Here is a 25,121-nt window from a genome sequence, read left to right as displayed (position 1 = left end):
CGGTTTATGCCGGCGTCACTGCCCCGGCATGGCGCCTCCTCCTCGAAGCGCCCAATAGAAGGTAGCGCGGCCAACCTTTCAGTCAGCTTTCGATGAGAAGTAGGACGGATGGAAATCGAGCATCTGCATTGCTCGAGCGCCTAGATTAGAGGCCTGCAAAGACGGCTTCTTAAGCGCGACCAGCCGCCGCAGCGTTAGCTTTCTCACCGCGCACAATCCCGTCAGCCAACTCATGCCTGAACTTCCTTCGCCCGCACCGGAAATTTTACCCGGTGCGGACGGTTACATACTCCATATGCAATCTCTTTGCGATTCCTATTTTACCGGGCTTACCTTCGAGGCAAGTGCGGCGCCGGACTTCTGGACGCTGTAGTGGACAGCAATCCGCTCGCCGACCTTGAAAGATTCGACCTCGATGTTTTCAGGCAAGTTTATCGTTGTTCCCGAGGAGAGCGTGATCTGGTCCGCTTTCGCATTGATATTGGTGACGGTTCCGGTTTCGTCACGAGCAAGCGCCATTCCCGCAACCAGGGTCGAGGTCGCAAGAACACCGATCGCCAAATATCTCTTCAGCATAATTCACTCCTTTGATTTGCAAGCGTATTTGAAGCCCGGTTGGCCATTGGCCGACATCGCCGGCCGCGCCGACGGGCTTTCCCACTCCCGCGACGCTGCCGATCGCCTTCGCTACTGGTTCTGTCTCGCAGTATGAGCAAGGCGAAGATCCCTCAACGTCTGCAGCAGGCTGCGCTGGATCAGGTCGGTAACCAGGTTCTTCAAATCGTTGTTTTGCGAGGGATCCCCCGCATTTGGCATGAAAGCGTCTGTGACGAAGCGCGTCGGTCCGCTCAGGCGCTGAAGATCGCGATGGTCCAGTGGCGCGGCCTGCCGCTCCTCGAGAAGTTTGAAGGTGTGTCCATCGTAGACCCTGACATCGTAGAGTGCGTAGACGATGTTGCGCGACCCAAGAAGCGTCCGATAGGTCAGCGCGCCGATCCCCTCGACCGTCCGTCCGCTCGGTCCGATGTTCGACCTCGCCTTGGCAATAACGATGTATGCGTCGAGAGACTGCGGCGTTACTGACCTGAGCAGCTGCTTCAGCCGATCCTCGCGCATCAGGTTCAAGGGCGTGAGCGTGGATTTTTTTTCGCCTGGAGCGTAGAAGGCAGCCTGATCGTAGCTGAGAGGCTGGACATTGAGATCTGCGCCGATAGCGGTTGTCGCCTCGGCTTCTATCATGGCGTCCAGCCCCCAGGACTCAATCGGGAACTGCCTGTTCGCTTCGTCGAAGCCATCCATACCGGCGCGCGAGAAACTGAACCGATCGCCGATCGCGGAGATTACGCCGACAGTCTTCACCCTCCCAACTTTTAGGGCACCGCTTTCGAAGTCGGCGCATGCGTTTACGAGGATGAGATTCAAGCCAAGTGCCATGACGCCGGCCAAGCGGGAGAGATTAATCCGCATCGGGTTATCTCACGTTGAGATCGAAAGCGTAGGAAAGCCCGACGCCGATGGTCAGCCGGTCGGCCGAGCCGCGCTGCTTTATGAGGGGACTGCCGGCTGCGCTTCCGAACATGTGCCCGTATTCGATGGACGAGTGGATCTCCCATCTTGAATCGATCTTGTAACTGATCTGCCCGCCAAGTCCGACGGTTTCAGTCGAGCCGTTCACGCGGTAGGTGGGCAGTCCGGAGCGGAGGGATTCGCTTGAGCTGACATCGAAGAACGGCTGTTCGGCTGCACTGCTTCGGATGGAAAAGCGCGGGCCGCCCGAGATTGTCAACCGATCCGTCAAGGGCAAGATGCCGTCTGCGGAGAACTCCCCGGTGACGCCCTTATGTCCGCCCAAGCCCTCCCGGACCTCGACACGCGCGCGGAACCAGTCCGTCGGAAAGAACTGGGCGAAGGCGCCGATTTCCACAGTCGCGCCCACGTCTCTCAGTCCCCTGAGAGCCGTGTCGGAGGAAGACGACCGGCCGGGATCATACTTCATCGCAGGACCTGCCTGAAACCTCCCGAAGTCGAACAGCGTTATGGAAGGACTGTCAAAGGGCGAGCTGAATCCGTCAGGTGATCCCGCTTTGTGGATCGAGAGAATTGGCGACGGGGCGAAAGACCAGGACTTCGCCCCTGGGAAGGTCGGCTGCATTGCCATATCCGCGCCGATCTTGATCGTCCAGCTCCCGGCAAGGGAAGGGATCATCGGAACTTCGTAGGACGGCGCCGGCAGAGTAACCTGATCGGCGGCATCCGCGTACTGGCTTTCAGCCATAAGTATTGCAATGGCAACAAGAAGCACGGACCTCAATGCTTCGAAAGCACCCGCACTCCCGAATATGACATCCTGTCGTCGAACATGTTTCATCCGTAATCGGCTCCGTCGGTGTTGACGAGGACTGATGATCTCGCCCTAAGCCGCCAGATGAGTTTCGAAGATTACACCAACATTGCATCGGCGCGCGCAATTCTCAGATCAAACAGCCGACGGGAAGAAGGCTCACGACCTGGGATTTTCTCATGGCATTTGTCGCCTGTATACGGCAGGCGCATCGACACGATGCCTCGCAATTGGCTGAAAAGACGTGCTTTTTGAGTGCCGTAGCTGGACCCTAATCAAGGTTCGGAGCAAGTTGAAGCCGATTTTCTTCCGAAGTGGCGCCGGAAGCGGCATCGATCGGCGGGAACTGGAGTCGCGCGATCCTTCCACCGTTGTATCGTGTTGCGATGGTCAGCGTTCCATTATGTGCCAGCATGATTTCTCGAACGATCGCCAGGCCCAGCCCCATGCCAGCCACATCGGTGAGCGGCGTCGTCTTGCCGGGCGTCATGGCCGCCTCTGCCGCAGCTGCGGTTCCATCGTCGCAGATGGCCACAAAACCCTGCCGGTCCAATTTTGCCACGACGCTGCTGGCATTGCGCGCGTGCACGAGGGCGTTGCCGACAAGATTTGCGATCGCACTGCGAATGGCCGCTTCCACGCCGATGATTGTAATAGGCCCGTCGATATTCGATACCATTGATAGCTCGATGCCCCGATCCAAGGCCAGCGGGCTATAGTCAGCCAAGACGTCGCGCGTAATCGCCACAAGGTCGAGACGACGACGCTCGAGTCCTGTATTTTCCAGACGCGAAAGATCAAGCATCGCCGAGACGAGCGCGGTCAGGCGTCGCGTGTCCAGGACCAGTGACGATCTGAGGCTGGCGTTCGGTACGTCTTCCATCTTTGCTCTGAGGATCGCGAGCGGCGTGCGAAGCTCGTGCGCGACGTTGTTGAGGAACCGGCGCTGCCGTCCGATGAAGGTCGCGATCTCGTCGAAGGCGCCATTCAGCGACTCGACCAGCACCCGCAGCTCGCGTGGAACCTCCTGCAACGGAATGGAACCTTTCGGAGCCGAGGGGTCGACCGCCAATGCGAGCCTGGTGACATCGGAGATGCTCCGCGCCACGTAGCGGCCGGCGAGCACGACCCCGGCAGCGACAATCAGCGCAAAGGCCGCGCCGACGGTCGCTATGATTTCCATCTCGTCGACAATGAACATTTTGATTGACAGTACTGGGCTCAGATCAGCCCCTGCGACGACGACCGACACGCGCGGCGCGCCCTCTAGGGATACATCTCTCACGCAAACTGGTGGCCCATCTTGTGCCAAGCGGAGTTCGGCTCCCGAAATCGGACCGAAATAGGGGAGTTCAATCGGCAGATTGGGTCGGTTCTTCACGGCGAATTCGAATACCGTCGCTCCGTTCGCGGCGACGAACCAGAGCGTCGGACTATGGGCCTCGACCTCCTTGAAGTCGTTTGTTGCGGCGAATCGTAACTGACGCGAGACAGGCTCTTGGCTTAACGTCTGCCTGATGACCGTCACCGCCGCTTCGCAGATGTGGTCGCCACTGGGATGGATGGCCTTCAGAGTAGCCACTAGCAAAAGAGCCGACGCGAACACCAGCGTCGCGGTCACCGACAGGGAAATCATCAGTGTTCGGGTAATAGACTTCATGATCTTTCGAGCCGCCTCAGAATGTAGCCGATCCCGCGCATGCTGCGAATCTCGACATCCGCCCCATGTTCGCTCAGCTTCCGACGCAGACGGGACATGTGCGCCTCAAGACTGTTCGATTCTATCTCGTCGTTGAATCCATAGATGGCATCAATCAGCGTCTCGCGCGTGACCACCCTGCCCTGCCTTATCAAAAGTGCTTCGAGAAGAAGCGCCTCCCGGCGCCGCAGCAGAACCTGCGCGCTAGCGATCAGGATTTGGTTGGTTCCGATATCGAGCTCGATATTGCCGAGACCGACAGACCGCAGAGCAAGGGAGCGCGGCCGCCTGAGGACCGCGCGAACACGGGCCAGCAATTCCTGCGGCTCGAACGGCTTTGTCAGATAGTCGTCCGCGCCGGCATCGAGACCATCGACGATATCATCGGTTGCATCCCGCGCCGTCAGAATGACGACCGCCGGCCGCTTCTCCTGCTTGTTCAGAAGCGCGAGCAGTTGCAAGGCATCGCCATCCGGCAGACCACGGTCAACGACAGCGAGATCATAATTGAAGTTACGGCAGGCCTCGCAGGCTTCTTCAAACGTCCCGACAATGTCGAGCACGTTGTTCCAATCGCGAAACAGGGCGGCGATGTGAAGCGCCAGCTCGCGCTCGTCTTCCACTAGGAGGGTACGCATTGATCACCGTCAGTTCTGCAGCAGGCGTGTTGGCGCATTTTCGGACTCGTCCTCATTCCGTGGCAACCTTTGAAGCGGCAGTGTGATCGCCGATTCTCGGCACAGCAAAGTCGGAAGCAGCCTTCGCTCACCATCTCTCCTACGCCATTCGACCGCAAAAGCCACCCGAGGGCCGCAGTCGAGCGCTTCGACATATCACCGGCGATCGTAAAGACCGCCGGGATGAAGCGCAGCGAAGGTAGCGTCGATGGCGGAAGCTCGCTGAACCGCGGAACCACGCGCCAGCAAAGCGACCGTCGACAGGAACTGCTGATACTCAAATTGCGATCCTTCCAAAGTTAGATTGTCATCCATAGGAAGCCGATTATTGCACCAACATTGCCCGGTTCGGCACTGGGCCTAATGCAAAGACAGCTTCTTGGTTCGGGCGCAGAACTTCGTGAAGCGGCCGGAAATCTAACTGCACCGCAATCGTGCAACGTTCGTGCAATCTTCGAGACCGATCTGCCTTAGTGCGAGTTGATCTGGCCAGTCGTCGGATCGGTGCGCATGGCTTTCTCCAGCCATCGCGTCAGACCGGAAGATCACTCCAGAGAAACAGGAACTCGAACGCAGCGATCAGTGACGTTGCCAATCGGAGGAACTGGAATGCGGCTTGTTAGGATCACGCCAAGGATCGACGCTCGCTATTGGACGGCGATACTCATCGCAAGCATGTGCGGAGCGAACCTCGGCGACATGTTTCCCGATGCTTTTCACATTCGGGGCCTTCTCGGGCTTGCGATCCTGCTATTTCTCTTTTGCCTAATCGCATCGATAGAGTCGATGACGCGCCGTGGCGGAGAGGTCTACTATTGGCTGGCATTGCTGGTCGTCCGGGCGGCCGCCACGAGCATTGCCGATCTCGCGATCGCCTCGGTTCATCTCAGCTATCTTCTCGCGCAGATCATCGCCGCGGTCCTACTGGCGATTCTCGTCTCCGCCCGCCCCCGGTTGACCAATGCGGGCGACAGAGCGCCGGCTGACGGCTACTTCTGGTTCACCATGCTGATGGCAGGCATTCTTGGAACGCTGGTCGGGGATGGTCTGGGTCACGCTTTCGTTTCGGTTGTGCTGAGCGTCCCGATTTCGGCGATGATTGCGACAGCGGTCGTGGCAACCTTTCTGACCTTCTGGCTGTCATTTTTCCCTCGGTCTGCCTCCGCATTCTGGTGCGGGATTGCTGCCGTAAGATGGTGGGGCACCAATGTCGGTGACATACTCGCGTTCGCGATCGGCCTTTCGGTAAGCTTGGTCGCGACCGGTGTCGTGCTAACCCTGATTCTCGTTATCTGGATCCCATCAAAAGAACCGGTTCGCGTGAACGTTTAGCCGTACCTACCCAATGACATCGCAATTCACAGGAACGGCGGGCGCGTCTCAACGAAGTTCGGCTGGACGTTGATCGACCGACGACCTTGACTACGATATTTGCCTTGGGATTTGGGCGTTAGCGCAGAATGCCTGCGGTCGCAATCGTTGAGACAGCGCACTGATGCCTACCGATCAATAAGCAAGCAGCCCGTATGGCCTTATCGGTGGGCTTTCAAATTACCACAGAAAACAAAGAACGCCGGCAGAAGGCTGCGATCTCGCGCTCAAACCGATCGAAGGCGTCACAGACCCACGGTTCATAAGGCTCAACGACCCAGCCGGCGCGGCGCCGGCTGCGCGATCTGACTGTCCCGAAGAGTCGCAAGTCTATAAATCGCATCGCTTTCAACCAGAACGGCGCTTGCGATCCATAACACCGCTAATCCAGCAGTTGTCCATACATAAGAAACTCGAAAACTAAAGCACTTGGCAGCTGTTGCAAAATTGACAGCCGCCCTCGACCCCAGTTTCAATGGCGAATAGTTACTGCGGTCAGACCCGCTTGTGGTGAGGTGCGCTCCGGATCAAATGCGGCATAGATGACAATTGTCGATCGTACCTTGTCGCAGTTACCGCCTGTTTTCATCCCGCGGCTTAGGCTGCAGCGGGCTGCCATGTCGAGTAACCCCGGCCGCCCGTCCTTTCCAGTATGTTTATCGTTGCCTTGCAGAGAGTACGACCTGCAAATGCGACGGCTGCTTTGAGCGATGCCCCCGCAACCAATCGAATGCCAGATAGATCACCGGGGTGGTAAACAGCGTCAGGGCTTGCGAGACGACCAGGCCACCGACGATCGCAATACCGAGGGGGACGCGCAATTCGGATCCCGGCCCGGTTCCCAATGCAAGAGGAATCGCCCCGAACAATGCAGCAAGCGTTGTCATCATGATAGGCCGGAACCGCAGCATACAGGCCTGTCTTATGGCATCTTGCGGCGCGAGCTTCTGCGTTCGTTCGGCAACAAGCGCAAAGTCGATCATCATGATCGCATTCTTCTTGACGATGCCGATCAGGAGAATGATGCCGATCATCCCCATGATGGAAAGATCGAGATTAGCCAGTTTCAGGGCCAGCAAGGCTCCAAGTCCCGCGGATGGAAGGGTGGAGATGATCGTTAGCGGATGAACCGCGCTTTCGTAGAGAACACCCAGCACAATATAGACTGCGACAATAGCGGCCAGAATGAGCCAAGGCTGGCTTCGCAGCGAATCCTGGAATGCTTGCGCCGTTCCTTGGAAGGTGCCGATGACAGTCGCCGGCATGCCCGCGCTCGCCTCCGCCGCTTTGATCGCGGTAACAGCGTCGCTTAGGGCACTGCCCGGCCTCAGGTTGAAGGAGATTGTGGTTGCTGGAATGGACCCCTGGTGGTTTATGGAAACAGGCAAAACGCCTGTCCTCAGCGATCCGAGCATGCTGAGTGGAACAAGCTTGCCTGTCGTGGAAGACTTGACATAGAGATGCGACAGAGCCTCGGGCGACAGGGCGAACTGCGGCGCAAGCTCCATCACGACATGGTATTGGCTAACCTGCGTGTACATGGTCGCGATTTGTCGCTGTCCGAAAGCGTCATAAAGCGTTTGATCGATCTGGGAAACGCTGATGCCGAGCCTAGAAGCCGTCGAGCGATCTATATCGAGCGTTAGGCTGGACGCAGCCGTCTGCTTGTCGGAAATCACATCCTGCAACTCAGGCAGGCTTTTCAGAACCTTGGTCATTGTCGCTGCCCATTTGTCGAGTTCCGCCGTATCCGGGTCTTGAAGAGTGTATTGGTACTGCGACGCAGAAGACCGCCCTCCGATCTGGACGTCCTGGCGAACTTGCAGACCTACCGTCAGTCCCTGCAGACCTGCGGTCGCGGTTCGTAGACGCGCCAGCACTGCCGAAGCCGGGCTTCGCGTACCGATCGGCTTCAGATTGATCTGAAGCTGGCCGACACTGGCGGACGGACTGGGGTTGATCCAATAGGCGACGTTGTCAACCGCGGGGTCGACCATGACGATATGCGCAAGTTCCTGCATCTTCGTCGACATGTCTGCAAAGGATATGTCCGTCGCCGCCTGCGCTTGCCCCTGAACCCATCCCGTGTCCTGTTGCGGGATGAAGCCCTTCTGTATGGAAACGTAAAGCCAGCCCGTCACTGCCATCGTAGCGACAGCAACGACAAGGACTATGATACGGCTGCGAAGAACAACATCGAGTGCTCTTCCATACCCGGCCGTGCATTTTTCGAAAAATGCCTCCGACCAGCGGAAGAACGCACCATGCGGCTTGCCATGATCATGCTTGATCAACCAGGCGCACATCATTGGGGTGACCGTCAGCGACACCAACCCCGATATCATGATCGCCACGCTGATCGTAACGGCAAACTCACGGAAAAGGCGGCCGACAATCCCGCTCATCAACAGGATAGGAATGAAAACGGCAACGAGGGAGACCGTCATCGAAACGATGGTAAAGCCCACCTCTCGCGATCCTTCGACAGCCGCTTCGAGTGCAGACTTTCCTTCCTCGACATGGCGCATCACATTCTCGATGACCACAATGGCGTCATCGACGACAAACCCGACGGCGATGGTCAACCCCATGAGGGAGAGATTATCCAGGCTGTAGCCGGCGAGATACATGACGGCAAAAGTACCGATCAGGGATAGTGGGATGGTTGCCGCCGGAATGATCGTCGCCCATAAATTTCGCAGAAAACTGAAAATCACCAGCACAACGAGGCCGATGGTAATGAGGATTGTTACCTTGACGTCATCGACCGAGGCCTGGATCATTCCCGACCTATCGGCGACAACCGATAGCTTGATGCCTGCCGGCAGCCCTGCCTCCATTTGCGGCAGCTTCGCCTTGATGCCTTCAATGGTATCAAGCACGTTTGAACCAGCCATCTTATGGACATCCAGCATTACCGACCGCGCGTCCTGCAGCCAAGCCGCCTGGTTGACGTCCTCGGGAGCCGAAACCACCGTCCCGACATCTTCGGCGCGAATGGGCGAGCCGTTCTTATAGGCAATCACCATCGAACGAAACGCCGAGACGTCCATGATCTGGTCGGTCGCATCGAGAACGACGGTCCGCCCGTTTCCGGCAAGCTGCCCCTTGGGCTGATTGACGGTCTGAAGGCCCACGGCGCTTCGAATATCCTCCAGCGTCAGCCCTCGCGCCGCCACTTTGTCCGGATCGAGCTGTATGCGGATCGCCGGCCGCTGGGGACCATGATAATCCACCAGCCCCACGCCATTCATCTGCGAAACCTGCTGTGCGATGATGTCTTCCGCATAATGATCAAGTTCAGTCGTGGGAATACGGTCCGATGTGAGCGCCAGCGTCAGGATCGTCGCTTCGGCTGGATTGCTCTTATGGAAGGTGGGAGCGGCCGGCAGATCTTTGGGCAATTGGCCGCTTGCGGCGCTGATTGCGGCCTGAACGTCCTGCGCAGCGGCATTGATATCCCTATTGAGATCGAATTGCAGCGCGATTGAAGTCCGTCCGGACGAACTTGTCGACGTCATCTGGGATACGCCCGAGATCGTCGAAAGTTGATTTTCCAGCGGTGTCGCAACCGATGTCGCCATTGTCTCGGCGCTTGCGCCGGGAAGAGAGCTTGAAATCTGGATCGTGGGAAAATCGACCTGGGGCAGCGATGCGATAGGCAACAAGCCATAGGCGATGGAGCCGACGATCAAGAGACCGGCAGCCAGGAGGCAGGTTCCGACCCTGCGTTGGATGAAGATTCGTGAGAGGCTCACCGGACCGCCTCCTCGCCGGCAACGGCCAACTTCTTGCCGTCAGGGCCTTGCGCGGAAACGACGGTTCCATCGGCAAGCCGGGACTGACCTGAGGTGACGACGATTTCACCGCTGGAGATGCCTTGCGTGACAGCGGTAAGGCCCGAGTAAGAAATACCGGTGGTCACCGAAGCGGCAGAAACCTTGTTGCCAGGCTTCATTACGAAGACATATGGACCTGTCTGCCCGTTCTGTATCGCCGATGATGGTACGACCGTCGAATTCTGATCAGTGCGCAGCGTTATGCTTGCTGTCACCAGCTCTCCGGGCCACAGCGACAGGTCGTCGTTTGCAAACACGGCCTTCAGCTTCACCATGCCGGTCGATGAATCCACCTGGCTGTCTATCGCGCTCAATTTCCCGTCGGCCAGATGCTTGGCGCCGTCGCGGCTATAGGCCGAGACGGTCAGCTGGCCCTTTGCCTGTCCTGCAACCAGATCCGGAAGATCATCCTGCGTGAGTGTGAATTCGACGGCGATGGGGCGCATCTGCGTGACGGTAGCCACACCCGTCGCATCGGTTGTGCGGAGGATGCCACCTTCCTGTTGCTGGCGCAGGCCCACCCTGCCATCGATCGGTGCGGTGATGGTTGCGAACTCCAGATTGAGTTTTGCGGTTTCAAGGGCAGCTTTTCCCGATGCCGCAGTGGCATCCATGACCTTGACTTGCGCAGCCGCCGTCTGCGCTGCCTGGGTCGTGCCGCTGCCTGTGGTGGTGAGCTTCTGTGCCCGAACCTGGTCGATCTTGGCCTGGTCAAGCTGAGCCAGTTCCTTGTCGTAGTCCGCCTGCGCCTGTGCAACGGCTGCCGCGTAGGGGCGAGGGTCGATCGTCGCAAGGACATCTCCAGCCTTGACATCTTGCCCTTCGGCGAAGGCAATATGCTGAAGCTGGCCATTGACGCGGACCTTCACATCTACGGCGGTCAACGGGGAAACCACACCCAGACCACTGCGCATGACAGGCAGATCCTTTATTGCTGTCGTTGCGGTCTGTACCGGGACCGGCGCGCGTTCGGATGCCGATGCTTTGGTTTTGCTAAGACCGGCCCCCGGCCCATAGACGAGATACCCGGCTACTGCTCCGGCTACAGCCAAAGCGCCTATCCCCAGAAGATAAAATGGCCTAGCTGAACTGTTTGACCCTGCACGGGAACGATCCACTGCAAAACTCCATAAAGCGTTAATTGCGCAGGGACACGGAGACCCGTCACGCGATGCTTAGAAATGTGACGGATCGCAAATGGCTGGTAATTCGCGCCAGGATGAAAAATTTTTTATGTTACGCCGAAGCTGCGGATTATGGCTTGATGAGATACCCGGCGCCTGGAACCGTGATAATCATGCTTGTCGTTGCGCCCATGTCGATCTTCTTGCGTAAACGGTGGACATGCGTGTCGACGATATTGCCGCGGGGATCGAAGTCGTAGTCCCACGCCGCCTCAAGCAGCATCGCACGGGTTACGACGGAACTTGCGTTGCGCATAAGAGCCTGCAGAAGGAGGAATTCCCTGAACTGCAGATCAATGATGCGTTCCTTCCTGCGCGCAATTCGTCGCCGAAGATCGAGCGACAAATCGCCGACGACCAGCGTGTTCTCGCAGCCCTCCGTTACGAAGTGCTTCGTAATGGCTTCGATGCGGGCAAGGAGTTCGGAGAAGAAGAAGGGCTTGGCGAGGTAGTCGTCGCAGCCGGCACGCAATCCCTCCACACGATCCATTGAGCTCGCCAGCGCACTCACCATGATCACCGGCACATTGACCTTCATCTCGCGAAGGCGCCTGACGAGCTCGATGCCGTCAAGCTTGGGCAGAAGCCGATCTACCACCAGGCCGTCGTAAATCAGCTCCATCGCAAGTACGAGGCCGAGTTCACCATCGCCTGCGACATCTACGACGTGCCCGGATTCGGAGAGGCCTCGCTTCAGATAGGCCGCACTTCGGTCATCATCTTCAACTACCAACAGGCGCATTCAATCCTCGTTGAAGACAGCACGTCGTTCCAGGCGCTCGCGAAGATGAAATTGATTTCATGTTCAGGCGAACGAATATTCAACATTGATTATCTAAATAATGCTCGGAAACTAGTCAGCATTCTTGGAGGAAATGTGTCGAAGATACTCGTGGTCGAGGACGACCTGGGGACGGCGTCGGAAATCGAGGCGGCACTTGTGGACCACGGCTGCACTGTTACACAGTCGGTCGACGGTCGGGATGGGTTGGTCAAGGCGATTTCCGGCACATTTGATGCCATCGTGCTCGATCGCATGCTGCCGGGCTCCCTTGATGGGCTCGGAATGCTCGCGGCCTTACGGGCAGCTTCCGTACAGACCCCGGTCTTGATTTTGAGCGCGCTTTCAGCAGTCGACGAACGGGTACGCGGTCTCAAGGCCGGTGGCGACGACTATCTAACGAAGCCGTTTGAAGCGCTCGAGCTGACGGCACGACTGGATGTCCTCATGCGCCGGCGAACCCACGCTGCTCAGGAGACCGTTCTCAAAGTTGGTGATCTCGAAATCAATCTCCTAACGCACACCGCCAGCCGGGCCGGTAACATCATCGACCTTCTGCCGCGGGAGTATCAGTTGCTGGAATATCTCGCCCGGCACTCTGGTCAGATCGTCACGCGCACCATGATGTTCGAAGAGGTGTGGCACTACCGCTATGGCGAGGCAACGAACGTGATCGACGTCCATATCAGCAAACTTCGCAAGAAGCTGGATCTGCCTGGCCTTATACCCCTGATCCGAACGCTTCGTGGCTCAGGCTATGTCCTCGATGCGGCTATTTGAACTTTTCAGGGCGAGCGGCTTTCGACTAGCGCTCGCATTCCTGCTTGTGTTCGGCGCGGCAGCAAGTGCGTTGTTTTTGTTCGTCGATTGGCAGATGCAGGCCTTCCTCGACCAGAGAAGCGACGAATGGCTGACGCGCGAAATGCAATCGCTTCAAAACTTGCCGGCGGACACGGTCGTTTCGCGCCTGTCGCTCCGTAGCAAAGATCCGACGAACAGCGAGCGTCCATTTTCTCTTTTCGACCAGAGCGGCAAGCTAATCGCAGGTGTTCCGCTCGCCTACCCGGAAAAAGCAGTCTTTGACGCTCCGTTCGATTTTGCGGACCGCAGCGCCGCAAGGAAAGACCATTACAGGGGACTGCTGCATCGCCGTGCCGATGGCGGCTCTGTGCTCGTCGCCCAAAGCCTGCATGAACAGCGCGAATTTCGCGAGCGTCTTGAAAATGCAACACTGTTCGCATCGCTAACAACAGCGATTTTGGGACTTGCCGGCGCGATCGCCGTCGGTTTCGGCGCGGTTCGTCGGCTGGACGCCATGTCTGAGGCCGCCGCGCAAATCATGAAGGGAGACCTTAAACAGCGACTACCGACAGGCCGCGCCGGCGGCGATATCGATCGTCTCGCCAAAGTGGTCAATGAAATGCTCGACGAAATCGAACGCCTGATGCAGGAGGTGAAGGGCGTTTGCGACAACATCGCCCACGACATGCGCACTCCGCTCACCCGCCTGCTGGGCAGCCTCGAGCGCGCGCGCCGGCGCGCGGCCAGTATTGATGAATATCACGGCTATATCGACGAAGCGCTCGATGAGATCCGCGGCATTCTCAAAACGTTTGGCGCGCTTCTGCGCATCTCGGAAGTGGAAGATGGCCTGCGACGATCAGGCTTCGTCAACATCGATTTGAAGGAGATCGCACGCGATGCAGTCGATTTCTTCGAGCCTGCCGCCGATGAAGCCGGTATCATTCTTTCGTGCCAATCGAGCGCCGACGAGCCAGCCATCATTTCTGGTGATCCCAACCTCATTTTCGAAGCGATAGCCAACTTGATCGACAACGCAATCAAGTTCACGCCAAAGGGCGGACTAGCGCTCGTTAAGGTCGAAGGCGATGGCCACGTTGTGTCGGTCACGGTGGAGGACACCGGCATAGGAATCCGCTCAGAAGATGCTGACGCCGTGCTGCGCCGTTTCTATCGAGCCGAGAAGAGCCGGCATGCTCCTGGCAATGGCCTCGGTCTCAGTCTCGTCTCGGCGATTGCAAGGCTGCATGGCATGCATCTTGAAATCACCTCACCAAAGATCGGTACACGCATTCGCCTTGTAACGGCTCCGGCAGCGTCAGGCGCGGGACAACGTGCGGGGAAATCATATTCACGGAAAATGTGAGGCATCTCGCCTGAAGGAATAGGCCGGCATTGTTCCCGCACTGGCCGCTCTCCTGCTCGCTCATTATTCTAATGATCTATTCCTACGCAAACCGTGCACGGTTCATTACGGTCGCCTCCGGATGGGCTTTTGCGATTTGCCGCTTAGCGTGCAATCGGCTTTCAACGATTTTCCCGACCGAATAGAGCAAGGCTGCGCCGCGCTTGTGCGAACGTCGCCGTTGCGCGCAGCCTGAGAAAACACAGCCGGGATGTTCGCGTGAGCGCACGCGCGATTTCGAGCCCGGCACGGAACGGCAAGACGCTCGCATAGCGCCATCGCGACAGATGAAAGCTTCCGCGATTGCCCTGTATCTGCGATGGCACTTCGAGATCCTGACTGATCGGTAGTGGGTAAACGAAAGCGGATTTGAGCCCGGCTAGGAATTCGAGATCGAATGCAAGATCGAAGGGAAGCCGCATCGGTAGCAATGCGTTGAGGAACCATCGCGCCGCCGCGCGGTTGATCAGATACGCGCCTGACCCCTTTTCTCTGGTGAGAGCGATCGCAAGGGAGCGGCGGCCATCCAGGGCACGGAAGGCGTATTTCCTGCCGCTGCTAACCGTCGAGAGACGTAGAATGTCCCAATCGCCTTCTGCCTGGATCGCTCCTTCCAGAATGTTGATGAGATCGAAGGGAAGGTTGAGGTCGTCTTCCAATATGAGGGCGAAGGCATTTTCCGTTTCGAGAAGCCGGCGGGCGCATTCGATATGGCTGAGATAGCAGCCGATCTCAGCGGGGTTCGGCTTCCTGCCGTGGAGAATGCGATATTGAACCTCGTCGAACTCTCTGATGGGTAAGACGATCGCCCGCCCCTCGACTGCCGCCACTCGCTCGAACGGGATGTCAAGACGATCAAGCATCTCCCGCATGTGCGACATGCGGTCGACGGCGCGGTCGAGGTTGATGAGGAAGGCTTTCAGGGATAGACGCGCAAGGTCTGTTTCGGGCATTGTCTTGGCTCTACTGGATTTTTCCATGATTGCGGTAAGCGAGAGCGTTCCGGCAGCCTCCGCGGGAACAGTGCCTCCGATGGTGAATTATCGAGTCAGCGACGACGAAGTTTCCCAATCCTGAGATACTGCCCGATCGCCTTTTATGGCATGGGGTGAATTTGCGACTGGTCGATTGCATGAAACGTGCCCGCCCTGCCAGGCCGCTTTAACGCTCTTCTCGGGCAACGGTAAGCCGCTCGCGCTGGCCGGGCTTTCCCAATTCTCCATCCTCGTTGATTCCAGCCAGTTCCTCGCCTTCGCCCCGCACGCTCATGAAGGCGACGATCGTCACGATCGCAGCAAGGAAAATTGCGCTTGTCACGATAGTTCCCAGGCCCAGGCCACCATATTGCGCTGGTTGAGACATTAGGTCGCCGAACGAAGCACCAAGAGGCCTGGTCAAAATGTAGACCAGCCAGAAGCCGAGGATTGGATCGAGACCGAGGAAGAAGTAGCCGATTGCCAGCGAGGCGATGATCATCCCAAACAAGATGCCAGTGGCTAAGTATCCGAGCGCGAATTTCTCCGCCACCAGATCGCCCGCAGCCGTGCCGAGCGCGAAGGTGAACAGGATAGCAAGCCAATAAAAGGCCTCACGCCGCCCGGTAAATATCGAGTGGATCGAAAGCGTCCCCTCTGCTTGAAACCACAGCAGGAACGTCAGCGCCAGGGCGACCGAGAACGCTATCGTCGTAGCCAGCAGCGGCACATGGAAATTGTCGACTAGGTTATCGGTTATTAGCGTGCCGACGATGCTGATCAGCACTACGGAAAGCCAATAGGCAGCGGGAACATATTTCTTCTGCGCAAACTGCCATACCAATGCAATGGCCAGAATAGCGGACGTGATCAGCGATGTTGCAGTCAGCCCCAAACCCATGCGCACGTTGAGATAATCTGCCGCCGTTTCCCCCATGGTAACGGCCATCAGCTTGATAAGCCAGAAATCGGCCGTGACGCGGGGAACACGATTATAAACGACAGCTTTAGCAATCGGTACAGACATCACGAGTCTCCTTGGACGCGCATTTCTCGCGGGGCAATTGGGCATGAGGTAACGCGATTCACCGCTGCCTATTGCGCGGGCTGGGCCGGATTGTTGAGAACCGCCATGAGAGCGGCGAGCGTTTTGTTGACTTTGTCAGCCGACGGAGAGGATTGACGCAGCGCCTTCAGCGCCGCGTCGGAGGCGGTGTCAATGTTGTTCCAGTCGTTCGGGTTTATCGGACGAATCGCGGTCTCGGCCTGGTCCCAGGCCGTCTCATAGTCGGTAATGCGCTTTGCGGCGGCCGACAGATCCCCCTTGGAAGCGAGACCCTGAACATCGGCGACGATGGCTTTGAACGATGATAGATCGCCTAGATCCGCTGATTTGGCGGGCGCATTGTTGGCGTAGAGTTCAAAACTCGTGAAGGCCGCCACCGGGGCGGCAATGAGCGCGATGACAAGAAAGATTTGTCTCATCAGTGGATTTCCCCGAATTTGGCAATGCAAGGAAGGCGTCACCCAGTGTCGCCCCTCGCCGGTTGACTGGCGCGACTGCGATGGCAGCGCGTTATGTTCGCTCTTTTGCCGGCGGCTTTCGGCTGGCCTGCTTTGACTACGCGGGTTTAATTAGCTGAGAATTAGAGCGGATGCTGACGTAGCACCCGATAGCAATCAACCGTGTGCGGCGGCCGGCGGCATTACCGGCCGCCGCAATCTTCATTTCTGCGGAATGAGATGCGAGACGACCGCCTTACCGCTTTTATCCACATAGGTAAGCTGGACCTTCTCGCCGACCCGGAGTTTGGTGTCTTCGATCCCTTCGGGTAGGGAGTAAGTCCTGCCGTCCGATAGCGTGATTGTATCTGCATTCTTGCTGATTGAAGTGATCGTGCCGGAAGTCTCGGCGGCAGATGCGGCGCCGATCGGTGCCAGCACCAGCATCGCGGCCATGATCATTTGCGGTTTCATTTGCTTATTCCTTTCAAGATCTCGGCCACCGATATCGATATTTTCCCGCAACGGCGGCACGATTGCGAGAAAACAGATCATCACTCGCCTCTGAGCTTCTCTGTGACATGTGTTTGGCTGCGTATTGCCTCGCCCGTCGAGGCCACAAGAGCGGCGGCCGCCGTCGTGACGATGAGAGCTACGAGATAGAGCCAAGGCATTGAAAGCATCTCGGGGGGTGGATCGAACACCCCTGTCAGCAGCTTGACGAGCACATAGGCGACCAGCACGCCTGCCCCGAGACCCAGGACCATGCCGCTGCCAGTAACCAATGCCGCTTCACTCCACAGGAAGGCGCCGAGCTGTCGTGGTCGGGCTCCTAGCGCCACGAGAATAGCGAAGGAGCGCTCGCGGTCGGCAAAGCCAAGGCCGAGCACCAGTCCGCCCGAAGCAGCAAGCATGACAACCGCGAAGATAAGTTCCAGCCGCGTTAGTCCGGCGAGATCAATTGCAGTGAGGCTCGACCCGATGAGGGCGACGGCATCGCCGATCTGGCTAACCTTGAGTGCGGGGATGCCTGCGGTCGCATTTCGGGCGGCCAAAGCGACGCGGGCGGGATTACCGCTTGTTCGAATGAGAACAATCTCGCTTGCCGCGGAGCCGGTTTGCTGGGCGATGTAGGCCGCGTTAGCGACCAGGAACGAATCCTTGGGTGCCGTCGGGAATTCACGCACCACGCCAATGACGCGAAAGGGCACGACGTGATATTGGTGATCGGCTGAGTTTTGCAGACGAAGGTTGATGCTGTCGCCGTGGCTGAGTTGATAGTCGTTCACGGTTTCCTGGGAAACCAGCACACCATCGGGCGTTTGCGCGAGATCGGCGAGTGTCCTTCTGGCATTGCCGTTTGCGAAATAGGCGTCGGACATGGCCGTAGCCGTCTCGATGCGTGTCGGATCGATGCCGTAGAGATCCTGAAGGTCGGTTCCGACGTATGCGTATCGGTGTTGCATCGGCTGGGCCGCCGCCACGCCCGGTAACTTGGAGAGACCGCCGAGGGCTTGCGAGGCGGGTACAGCGGATGTGCCGGTAACGGTGACGTCGGCACCGTTGGTAAGCTCAGCGTCGACTCGCGCCTGCGTTTCGTAGGTCGCGTTGAAAATCGCGGTCGACGATGCAAAGGCGAAAGCAAGCGCGGCCAAACCGATCCCACCAGTCAGTCGGCGGCCTTGTCGCCCAAAGGTCGCAGCCACTACATCCGACAAACGCCCGGCGAAAGGTCGCAAACCCTTGGCGATCACCAGTCGGCCTTGCTGCAGCCCGGCCCCGACGAGCCGCATGGCCAACAGTGCCAGCCCTGTCCAGAGCATCATGGGGGCAAGGAAGGCGGTGTAGTCGACCGCCGCGCCTGGCACGCCCTCTGGCGCGAGAACGACCTGATATCCGCCCGCTGCTGAACGCCAGTAGAATGCCGCGGCGAGCGCAAGCAGCAGCGGATCGAGATAATAGCGGGCCCAGAGCGGTATCCGGTCACTGCCGACTGCCAGCCGCGCGACGGCAACGGTCGACCTGCGAGTGTCACGCCAGGCAGGGATCACGATCGCTGCGAGCGAAAGCGCGATTCCTGCCGCCGCCACAGCGCCGAGAAAAGGAAACTCTGTGCTGCGAAAGAGTGCTACCCCGAGGATGAAATGCGCGGCGAGGCCAGCAAGGAGAATACCGAAGATCGCACCGCCGATACCCGCGACCGCCGCTTCAGCGGCAGCCAAACGAAGAACTGTATCGACCGTCGCTCCCCGCAGGCGCAGCAGCGCCTGGTCGCGACGGCGCTTGCCGCGCCCTGCTCCCGCTACGGCAATCGTCAGCAGAATGGCGAGGATTGTTCCTGGAGCACCGAGGAACAGGAACACGAGCCGCGCATAGAGGGCATCCTCGCGCACCGCTCCCAATCGAGCCGCCAGATTGTTGGCAAGCAGCGCGGTTCCAGCGACGCGAGCCTCGAAATTGTGACCTTGCTCGGTCGACCGGATGCTTGCAGCGACGGGATCGGCGGGCAGACCGCGGTGATCGAGCTTGACGTGGAACTCGGTCTTGACGGTATCGGGCCGCCTGGCACCTTGCTGCTCGAACACCTGCTGCCACTGAGTTGCCGGCAATAGCAGAACATTGTCGGGCGGGGCTTGCGGTACGGCGCCGGCCGCAACACCGATCGCCTGAAACATCGCATCGGCGTTCGGCAAATCGACGATGCCGGCAATCGTCACGCTGACATCAGGCGCTTGGTGGCGGTGGATGATGACCTGATCTCCCACCGCAACGTGTAGGTTGGCGGCAGTCTGCTGTGCTAACAGGACGCCCTCGACCGATCCAACGAGCCGTCGAACCTGTGCCGGGAATTGGTCGAAATAGCCCGGTCCAATCCCAAGCACCGTGCCGCCACCCGTGGTCTGCACGGTGCCTCCCGTATTCGCCTCAAAGCCTAGTACGTCGGCATAGTTGATCCACTGCAAGCCTGTAAGCGGCGCGGCCGAGCGGATCGCAGCCTCGACTGCGCTACGATCTGCCCCCGGCAGCGACTGGACCTGCCAATCGACGGGCACCTGGGCGACCGACCGTGCCGTCATCTCACTCGCGCTGGATTGTAGAAAGGCGCCCAGGCATGCGATGAAGGCGACTGTCAGCGCTACACCGCCGATGGTGCCGACGAGGCGGCCGGAACGGGTTCGGATAAGTCCGAGCAACCAATGCCCGTACATGTGGACCTCTCAATCATGCTCTCTATTCTGCCGTGACGCATCCGCCAGACTTGGTTCATCTTTGCCGCCACACGCTCATCATGCGTTGCGATGATGATGGCACTTCCGGTTTGCCGCCCCCAGGCAAGGAGGCGGTCAACCAGCACCGCAGCGCCGGCCTGATCGAGTTGGCCCGTCGGCTCGTCAGCAACAATCAATTCTGGATTGGTCACAATGGCTCTAGCGACGGCAATCCGGTCAGCCTGGCCGCCGGAGAGCTGCTCGGGAAGCTTCTGCGCCAGGGGCTCGACCCCAAAAGTGGCAAGCGCTGTCAGGGCGCGAGCGTGGGCTTCGGAACCGTTACAGAGAAGGATCGGCAACTCGACGTTTTCGACCGCGGTGAGTGCAGGAATTAAATTCGCCGATTGGAAGACGACGCCGATCCGCTCGGGGCGCAATGTGTCGGACTTACCAAGCCCGGGCCGTTCGAGCAGTCCCGAACTCGGCATGTCCAGTCCCGCGATCAGGTTCAAAAGCGTCGTCTTTCCGCAACCCGAAGGCCCCATGATGGCAATTGTTTCGCAGGCTCGTATCTGGAAAGAGCAACCTTGGACGGCCGCTACGACGCCTCGCTCACGCTGGAAGCTGCGCCATAGATCCGTGGCCACTGCTAAATTCTTAGCCATACACAATACCTCCATCCCGAATGTCGATTATGCGATCGGCTCGTGCGGCGAGCGCGCCGCTGTGCGTGACGATCAGGATGGAGGCACCGTTGCGGCAGGTTTCGATTAGACGATCGATGACGAGATGTTCCGTCGCTGCGTCGACCTCGGCAGTGGGTTCATCGCAGAGCAGGATCGAGGGTTTTGCCGCGAGCGCGACGGCCAGGCCAGCGCGCGCCGCCTCACCGCCTGAAAGGTGGGCAGGTAATACGTCGGCGAGGCCATCGAGGCCGAGGCTACCGACAAGATCATCGATTTCGCCGGGTCGGCCGTGGCCGGAAATCTCCATCTGCAGACGGATGTTGGCCCGCACCGTCAGATGCTCGAACAAATTGCCGGACTGCATGAGCATGCCAAAATGGCGCGCCCTAAGCCGAGCCCTCGCGGCCTCGGGGCGGCGGGTCATACGCTCGCCCAGGACAGACACCACGCCGCCGTCCGGCTCGTCGAGTCCGGCAAGACAGGCAAGCAGCGTCGATTTCCCGCTGCCCGACGGGCCTCTCAAAGCGATGAATTCTCCGGCATCGAGCGCGAGGGCAACCCCGCGCAAAGCCACGATTTCGTCGTCGCCTGCATGGTAGAAGCGATAAAGCGCGGTCGCCTCCAGTACACGCATGTACTCACCTCCACTTTAAAGAGTTGGAGATCAACTGCCACTGATCGACATTGTCGGCGCCGGCCGGTGCGGCGAGATCGAGTGTAAGCGTCTTGCCGTCCTTGAACAGAATGAAGCGCTCGTGCTCGAGCCTGGTCTGCTTGTTCGTGACCGGATTTGGTGCGGAGTTCGACAGATAGCTGATGCGAACGGCCGGTCCGGCCGCAAGCTTTACATCCTTGACTGCGGTGACTTTGACGGCGTGTCCGGCCGTCTTGAGGCCCGGGATTTCGCGGGCATTGGCTGAGGACGCTGTTGGAGCAGCACTCGCGGCGCCAAGAGTAGCATCTATTTCATCGTATTTATCGAAGAACCGAACGCCATGGTCGATCTCGGTACGTGACCATCCTTCTGGCACTTTCAGAGCATATCCGTCAGGAGAGGTGTAGGTGACGAAGACCTGATTATCCGGAATGTCACCCGGCGGGTTCGTCTCCGGCGCAACGAGTTTCTCCTGCGCTACAGCGGGAGGGACCGCACCGGATGACACTATGAGAAGCAAGGCTATTGCGGCGTATATTCGATAGCAGACAATCATGATCTAGCGCTCCTCTGCGGATTCCAGCAGGCATGTGACGCCAGCAGAATTAGGAGGATCTTAGATGATCGGCCGTAGTGCAGTCGGCCTACACCAAACTTGTCCCGGTGGACCCGTTTAGGCTACTTTGAAGCATGCGTGTTCTGGTGATCGAAGATGATGTCATGCTGGGTCGGGCCCTCGTACGAGCCCTCGACGATGCCGGCATGTCGGTAGACTGGGTGCGGGACGGGCAACTCGGGGACGAAGCTGCCGCGGTTGGCGGACATGGCCTCGTGTTGCTCGACCTCGGTTTGCCGGGCCGTTCCGGCCTTGAAATTCTTAGCTCGCTGCGGGCAGCCGGCGACAAGAGGCCAATCCTGGTGATCACCGCCCGTGACGAACTCGACGATCGCGTGACGGGGCTCGACCGCGGGGCCGACGACTATCTGGTGAAGCCGTTCGCGGTCAAAGAACTGCTCGCACGCATGCGTGCAGTCTTGCGCCGCCATGGAGGTCAGGCGGTTTCCATCCTCTACACGAGCGAAATCGAGCTCGACCTATCTAGCCATGAAGTAAAATATCGTGGGTGCGGCGAAGTGCTGCCGGCGCGCGAATTCGCGCTGCTTCAGGCATTGCTTGAGCGTCCCGGAACCATTCTTTCTCGCTCCCAGCTTGAGGAAAGGCTCTATGGCTGGGGTGAGGAGGTGGAAAGCAACGCTATCGACGTCCTCATCCATTACGTGCGACGCAAGTTCGACAAGGACATCATACGCAACGTCCGAGGGGCCGGCTGGATGGTCCCGAAGTGACAAACACCATATCGATCCGACGCACGGCTTTCTTATGGCTCGCCGGCTTGATGGCGGTCATCGGCGCCTGCGCGGCGACAACGTCTTACTTCCTCGTTCGGAACGAGGCATCCGACTTCCTTGACAATCAGCTCCGGCAGATCGCACTCTATGTCGGGGATGCGCCTTCATCACCTGCAACAGGGCCAGACAGCAGCGCGCCGCACGATCCCGAAGACGACTTCGTCATCCAGGTCTGGGATGCAGCCGGAAGGACGTTGCGACAATCGCATCCCCCCATTGGTATTCCCCGCCAATCGGCAACCGGGTTTGCCGACGCTTCGACCGGCAGTGACAATTGGCGCGTCTACACGCTCGCCACACCGGATCGAACCGTTCAGGTTTCCCAGGATATGAGCGTCCGCCAGGAGCTGGCGGCCAGTGCGGCGCTCCAGGCGGCACTTCCCATCATGGTTCTCATTCCATTGTCATTGCTGACACTGAGTTGGATCATCGATCGGATCATGGCTCGCCTAAATCGTCTGGCCGTTACGGTCGCTTCCAGAGACGCCCAAGCGAGCGACCCCGTTCCTGTCGACGATGTTCCCGCTGAAATCGTTCCCTTCGTAAGTTCGATCAATCTGTTGCTCGCGCGGCTCCGGGCAATGCTGGAGAAACAACGGCGGTTTATTTCGGACGCAGCCCACGAATTGCGTACACCGCTCTCGGCGTTGCAAATTCAAATCGACAACCTTAGGTACGACGACCGGGATGGCCGATTTTCCGAGCGTTTGACCGAGCTCGAAGCTGGAATCCGCAGGGCCACCAACCTCGTGAGCAAGCTCCTGCGCCTCGCACGCTACGACGCTTACGAGATCGCGCCCGCGCCGCAACCGATCGACCTCGTCCAGCTTGCACTTGACACCGTTGCGCGCTTGACCCCGCTCGCCGAAAGCCGGGGGGTCGACCTTGGCATTACGTGCCAGGACAAGGCCATAACGATCGGTGCGTTGGCCGATTTCGAAATCATCCTCGACAATCTTGTCGAGAACGCGGTGCGATACACGCCACCGTGCGGAACGGTCGACGTTGCGGTGGTCATCGCCGGGCAAGAAGCACGAATCGAGATCCGCGACACCGGCCCCGGCATCGCGGAGGAAGAGATGCCACGCGTCTTTGAACGGTTCTTCCGGGCAAGGCCTCAGGATAGCGAGGGGAGTGGCTTGGGGCTGGCGATCGCGAAAGCCGCGGCCGAAAGGCAAGGAGCGCGGCTAACACTCGCCGCGCGCGAGGACGGTCCTGGCCTTGTCGCGACCCTAATTGTCCGATTTGAAAGTCCGGCAGAGCGCATCGACGTTCCTCTCTAGATTATCTTAATGCTGATTGCCTCCAACGAAACCGTGATGGAGCAGTTTGCCATTCGAGGCACCCTGGAATTCTTCGGTTGGGCATCCTATGCGCGATGCTTGCGGCTGTTGCTGGCATGACCGCGACGGCCTTTATGTAGAGGGCCATAGACAGTCAGCGTTCGTCGGTTGCGGCGTTGTCGACAAGCGTCGCCGTCACTTGAGCGGCTGATGGTTCTAGCATTCGTCGCGGCGCTGAATGCGACGCTCGAGCGCGGCTTCAAACGCTCGAAACAATTTCTTCATCACTTGCTCCTTGTAAGGAAACAGCTCCGCCGAATCCATCCAGTGGATGTACATCCCCACATCCACCTCGAAGACCAATAGGCGGCCATCGGGCAATTCGGCGCAGTCGATGGCAAAATAGTCCAGTGGGAAAGACCGGCTAAGCTCGCCGAAGGCGTTCGCATGGCGGACAGCGAATTCCTCGTCGAAACTCACCATCCAGGCAGCTTCCTCAGCACGCCTGTCTTCGAAACGCGACATGCCGGCGTTCTGGTAATGCACCATCCAGTGGTCAGAGACAGCCATATGGCTTGCATAGGCATTGCCGTCAATAAAGGCGACGCGCTGCTTACGGAACTTTGCATCCTCGCTGCTGTAATCGATGAACGAGGAAATATAAAAAATCTGGTCGGGATGCGCATCCAAGAAGCTGAGCAACTGCGCGGGGTCGGTGATCTTTTCCATGCGGTGGCCGGCATGGGTATCGAGCGGGCGGACGATGAACGGGTAGGTGACAATGCTGGCGGCAGCCTCCAAGGCTAGCTTCCTGTCGGCGATATTTCGGAGATCGCCTCTGGAGATTCGGGTGATGGTTGGTGTCGCGACCGCAACTCCTTCCCGGAGCGATTCAGCAACGCCGTCGCGAGACAAAGCCATAACGAGGCGCGGCGCATTGTTCATTATTGGGCCGCGCCAGTCCCGCAACAATCTTTCGAGATTGAGCAGCACCGGCAAATTTTCGCTCGATTCAGCGACAGCAACAAAGGCGACGTCATGGTCCGGAATGTCGTCGAGATTGGCCGTTTCGGCATCGACATAGTGAAGTAGGACGGTGGCGTTTGATTCTTCAAGCAGGAGCTCGATCGGCGTGTTAGCCATGAAGTCGCCTTTTGTGACGAGGACCAGGACATTCACGCCGTTTCCATGGCCGAAAGTTACCCGATAGGTCTTCGAAAGCCGAAGCGCGGCCCTTTGAGCGATAGCAGCCTCGCTTGTTTGGCCTACCGAATTCATAATGACCGACAGGTCGAGGAAAGCT

The 25,121-nt window shown here is 58.7% G+C and carries 22 protein-coding genes; 5 read left to right on the top strand and 17 right to left on the bottom strand.

Going from position 1 to position 25,121, the window contains the following annotated elements; translation table 11 throughout:
* Positions 1-315 precede the first annotated feature (315 nt).
* From ACYJRZ_RS30595 to ACYJRZ_RS30575, 5 genes are all read right to left on the bottom strand, one after another.
* Positions 316-576 (bottom strand): DUF1344 domain-containing protein, encoded by a 261-nt coding sequence (locus tag ACYJRZ_RS30595; RefSeq protein WP_459465114.1) that lies wholly within the window; start codon positions 574-576, stop codon positions 316-318.
* Positions 577-687: 111 nt separating this feature from the next.
* A complete protein-coding gene (locus ACYJRZ_RS30590; protein ID WP_459465112.1) occupies positions 688-1,467 on the bottom strand; it encodes a hypothetical protein in 780 nt (259 codons plus the stop codon).
* A gap of 4 nt (positions 1,468-1,471) precedes the next feature.
* Complete coding sequence (locus ACYJRZ_RS30585; protein ID WP_459465110.1) at positions 1,472-2,275, bottom strand: MipA/OmpV family protein; 804 nt, start codon at positions 2,273-2,275, stop codon at positions 1,472-1,474.
* Positions 2,276-2,612: 337 nt separating this feature from the next.
* Positions 2,613-3,962 (bottom strand): sensor histidine kinase, encoded by a 1,350-nt coding sequence (locus ACYJRZ_RS30580; protein ID WP_459465108.1) that lies wholly within the window; start codon positions 3,960-3,962, stop codon positions 2,613-2,615.
* Between the two features lie 35 nt (positions 3,963-3,997).
* Entirely contained in the window at positions 3,998-4,678 is a 681-nt protein-coding gene (locus ACYJRZ_RS30575) for a response regulator (RefSeq protein ID WP_459465106.1), read from the bottom strand.
* A gap of 648 nt (positions 4,679-5,326) precedes the next feature.
* Between ACYJRZ_RS30575 and ACYJRZ_RS30570 the strand changes: the two genes are divergently transcribed.
* Positions 5,327-6,049, top strand: a complete 723-nt coding sequence (locus tag ACYJRZ_RS30570) for a hypothetical protein (RefSeq protein ID WP_459465104.1) — start codon at positions 5,327-5,329, stop codon at positions 6,047-6,049.
* A 695-nt stretch (positions 6,050-6,744) separates the two neighbouring features.
* Here ACYJRZ_RS30570 and ACYJRZ_RS30565 read toward each other — a convergent pair.
* From ACYJRZ_RS30565 to ACYJRZ_RS30555, 3 genes are all read right to left on the bottom strand, one after another.
* Positions 6,745-9,846: an efflux RND transporter permease subunit gene (locus tag ACYJRZ_RS30565; protein WP_459465102.1), complete on the bottom strand. Its 3,102-nt coding sequence runs from the start codon at positions 9,844-9,846 to the stop codon at positions 6,745-6,747.
* Positions 9,843-10,979, bottom strand: a complete 1,137-nt coding sequence (locus ACYJRZ_RS30560) for an efflux RND transporter periplasmic adaptor subunit (protein ID WP_459465100.1) — start codon at positions 10,977-10,979, stop codon at positions 9,843-9,845. The genes ACYJRZ_RS30565 and ACYJRZ_RS30560 overlap by 4 nt, the downstream gene beginning before the upstream one ends.
* A 202-nt stretch (positions 10,980-11,181) precedes the next feature.
* Entirely contained in the window at positions 11,182-11,853 is a 672-nt protein-coding gene (locus ACYJRZ_RS30555) for a response regulator transcription factor (RefSeq protein ID WP_459465098.1), read from the bottom strand.
* A gap of 135 nt (positions 11,854-11,988) precedes the next feature.
* Between ACYJRZ_RS30555 and ACYJRZ_RS30550 the strand changes: the two genes are divergently transcribed.
* Positions 11,989-12,672 carry a response regulator transcription factor gene (locus ACYJRZ_RS30550; RefSeq protein ID WP_459465096.1) on the top strand — a complete coding sequence of 228 codons (684 nt, stop codon included), beginning with the start codon at positions 11,989-11,991 and terminating at the stop codon, positions 12,670-12,672.
* Entirely contained in the window at positions 12,659-14,059 is a 1,401-nt protein-coding gene (locus ACYJRZ_RS30545) for a sensor histidine kinase (protein ID WP_459465094.1), read from the top strand. Before ACYJRZ_RS30550 ends, ACYJRZ_RS30545 begins: the two co-directional genes overlap by 14 nt.
* A gap of 161 nt (positions 14,060-14,220) precedes the next feature.
* Here ACYJRZ_RS30545 and ACYJRZ_RS30540 read toward each other — a convergent pair whose 3' ends face one another.
* From ACYJRZ_RS30540 to ACYJRZ_RS30505, 8 genes are all read right to left on the bottom strand, one after another.
* A complete protein-coding gene (locus ACYJRZ_RS30540; RefSeq protein ID WP_459465092.1) occupies positions 14,221-15,051 on the bottom strand; it encodes a glycosyltransferase family 25 protein in 831 nt (276 codons plus the stop codon).
* A gap of 208 nt (positions 15,052-15,259) precedes the next feature.
* Positions 15,260-16,099, bottom strand: a complete 840-nt coding sequence (locus ACYJRZ_RS30535) for a COG4705 family protein (protein WP_459465090.1) — start codon at positions 16,097-16,099, stop codon at positions 15,260-15,262.
* 68 nt (positions 16,100-16,167) lie between these two features.
* Entirely contained in the window at positions 16,168-16,557 is a 390-nt protein-coding gene (locus ACYJRZ_RS30530) for a hypothetical protein (protein ID WP_459465088.1), read from the bottom strand.
* 240 nt (positions 16,558-16,797) lie between these two features.
* On the bottom strand, positions 16,798-17,049 hold the full coding sequence (locus tag ACYJRZ_RS30525; protein ID WP_459465087.1) for a DUF1344 domain-containing protein: 252 nt from the start codon (positions 17,047-17,049) through the stop codon (positions 16,798-16,800).
* 80 nt (positions 17,050-17,129) lie between these two features.
* Entirely contained in the window at positions 17,130-19,784 is a 2,655-nt protein-coding gene (locus ACYJRZ_RS30520) for an ABC transporter permease (protein WP_459465085.1), read from the bottom strand.
* Entirely contained in the window at positions 19,712-20,449 is a 738-nt protein-coding gene (locus ACYJRZ_RS30515; protein ID WP_459465083.1) for an ABC transporter ATP-binding protein, read from the bottom strand. The genes ACYJRZ_RS30520 and ACYJRZ_RS30515 overlap by 73 nt, the downstream gene beginning before the upstream one ends.
* Positions 20,442-21,104 carry an ABC transporter ATP-binding protein gene (locus ACYJRZ_RS30510; RefSeq protein WP_459465081.1) on the bottom strand — a complete coding sequence of 221 codons (663 nt, stop codon included), beginning with the start codon at positions 21,102-21,104 and terminating at the stop codon, positions 20,442-20,444. Before ACYJRZ_RS30510 ends, ACYJRZ_RS30515 begins: the two co-directional genes overlap by 8 nt.
* 4 nt (positions 21,105-21,108) lie before the next feature.
* Positions 21,109-21,681, bottom strand: coding sequence for a hypothetical protein (locus tag ACYJRZ_RS30505; protein ID WP_459465079.1), 573 nt, complete (start codon positions 21,679-21,681; stop codon positions 21,109-21,111).
* 134 nt (positions 21,682-21,815) lie between these two features.
* Here ACYJRZ_RS30505 and ACYJRZ_RS30500 point away from each other — a divergent pair, with 134 nt between their 5' ends.
* Both ACYJRZ_RS30500 and ACYJRZ_RS30495 read left to right on the top strand, forming a co-directional pair.
* Entirely contained in the window at positions 21,816-22,472 is a 657-nt protein-coding gene (locus ACYJRZ_RS30500) for a response regulator (RefSeq protein WP_459465077.1), read from the top strand.
* Entirely contained in the window at positions 22,469-23,818 is a 1,350-nt protein-coding gene (locus ACYJRZ_RS30495; RefSeq protein WP_459465075.1) for an ATP-binding protein, read from the top strand. The genes ACYJRZ_RS30500 and ACYJRZ_RS30495 overlap by 4 nt, the downstream gene beginning before the upstream one ends.
* Before the next feature lie 216 nt (positions 23,819-24,034).
* Here the strand turns inward: ACYJRZ_RS30495 and ACYJRZ_RS30490 are convergent, their stop codons facing one another.
* A complete protein-coding gene (locus ACYJRZ_RS30490) occupies positions 24,035-24,997 on the bottom strand; it encodes an ATP-grasp domain-containing protein (protein WP_459465073.1) in 963 nt (320 codons plus the stop codon).
* Positions 24,998-25,121: the final 124 nt, after the last annotated feature.

It is taken from the genome of Rhizobium sp. No.120, from assembly GCF_054558365.1.
This window is presented reverse-complemented; position numbering and strand designations above follow the sequence as displayed.

Bases quoted from the DNA above. Each gene is read 5' to 3' on its own strand.
- ACYJRZ_RS30555 (WP_459465098.1), bottom strand. From the start codon at position 11,853: ATGCGCCTGTTGGTAGTTGAAGATGATGACCGAAGTGCGGCCTATCTG.
- ACYJRZ_RS30535 (WP_459465090.1), bottom strand. From the start codon at position 16,099: ATGTCTGTACCGATTGCTAAAGCTGTCGTTTATAATCGTGTTCCCCGC.
- ACYJRZ_RS30500 (WP_459465077.1), top strand. From the start codon at position 21,816: ATGCGTGTTCTGGTGATCGAAGATGATGTCATGCTGGGTCGGGCCCTC.
- ACYJRZ_RS30515 (WP_459465083.1), bottom strand. From the start codon at position 20,449: ATGGCTAAGAATTTAGCAGTGGCCACGGATCTATGGCGCAGCTTCCAG.
- ACYJRZ_RS30575 (WP_459465106.1), bottom strand. From the start codon at position 4,678: ATGCGTACCCTCCTAGTGGAAGACGAGCGCGAGCTGGCGCTTCACATC.
- ACYJRZ_RS30530 (WP_459465088.1), bottom strand. From the start codon at position 16,557: ATGAGACAAATCTTTCTTGTCATCGCGCTCATTGCCGCCCCGGTGGCG.
- ACYJRZ_RS30510 (WP_459465081.1), bottom strand. From the start codon at position 21,104: ATGCGTGTACTGGAGGCGACCGCGCTTTATCGCTTCTACCATGCAGGC.
- ACYJRZ_RS30520 (WP_459465085.1), bottom strand. From the start codon at position 19,784: ATGTACGGGCATTGGTTGCTCGGACTTATCCGAACCCGTTCCGGCCGC.
- ACYJRZ_RS30590 (WP_459465112.1), bottom strand. From the start codon at position 1,467: ATGCGGATTAATCTCTCCCGCTTGGCCGGCGTCATGGCACTTGGCTTG.
- ACYJRZ_RS30585 (WP_459465110.1), bottom strand. From the start codon at position 2,275: ATGGCTGAAAGCCAGTACGCGGATGCCGCCGATCAGGTTACTCTGCCG.
- ACYJRZ_RS30570 (WP_459465104.1), top strand. From the start codon at position 5,327: ATGCGGCTTGTTAGGATCACGCCAAGGATCGACGCTCGCTATTGGACG.
- ACYJRZ_RS30595 (WP_459465114.1), bottom strand. From the start codon at position 576: ATGCTGAAGAGATATTTGGCGATCGGTGTTCTTGCGACCTCGACCCTG.
- ACYJRZ_RS30505 (WP_459465079.1), bottom strand. From the start codon at position 21,681: ATGATTGTCTGCTATCGAATATACGCCGCAATAGCCTTGCTTCTCATA.
- ACYJRZ_RS30540 (WP_459465092.1), bottom strand. From the start codon at position 15,051: ATGCCCGAAACAGACCTTGCGCGTCTATCCCTGAAAGCCTTCCTCATC.
- ACYJRZ_RS30545 (WP_459465094.1), top strand. From the start codon at position 12,659: ATGCGGCTATTTGAACTTTTCAGGGCGAGCGGCTTTCGACTAGCGCTC.
- ACYJRZ_RS30525 (WP_459465087.1), bottom strand. From the start codon at position 17,049: ATGAAACCGCAAATGATCATGGCCGCGATGCTGGTGCTGGCACCGATC.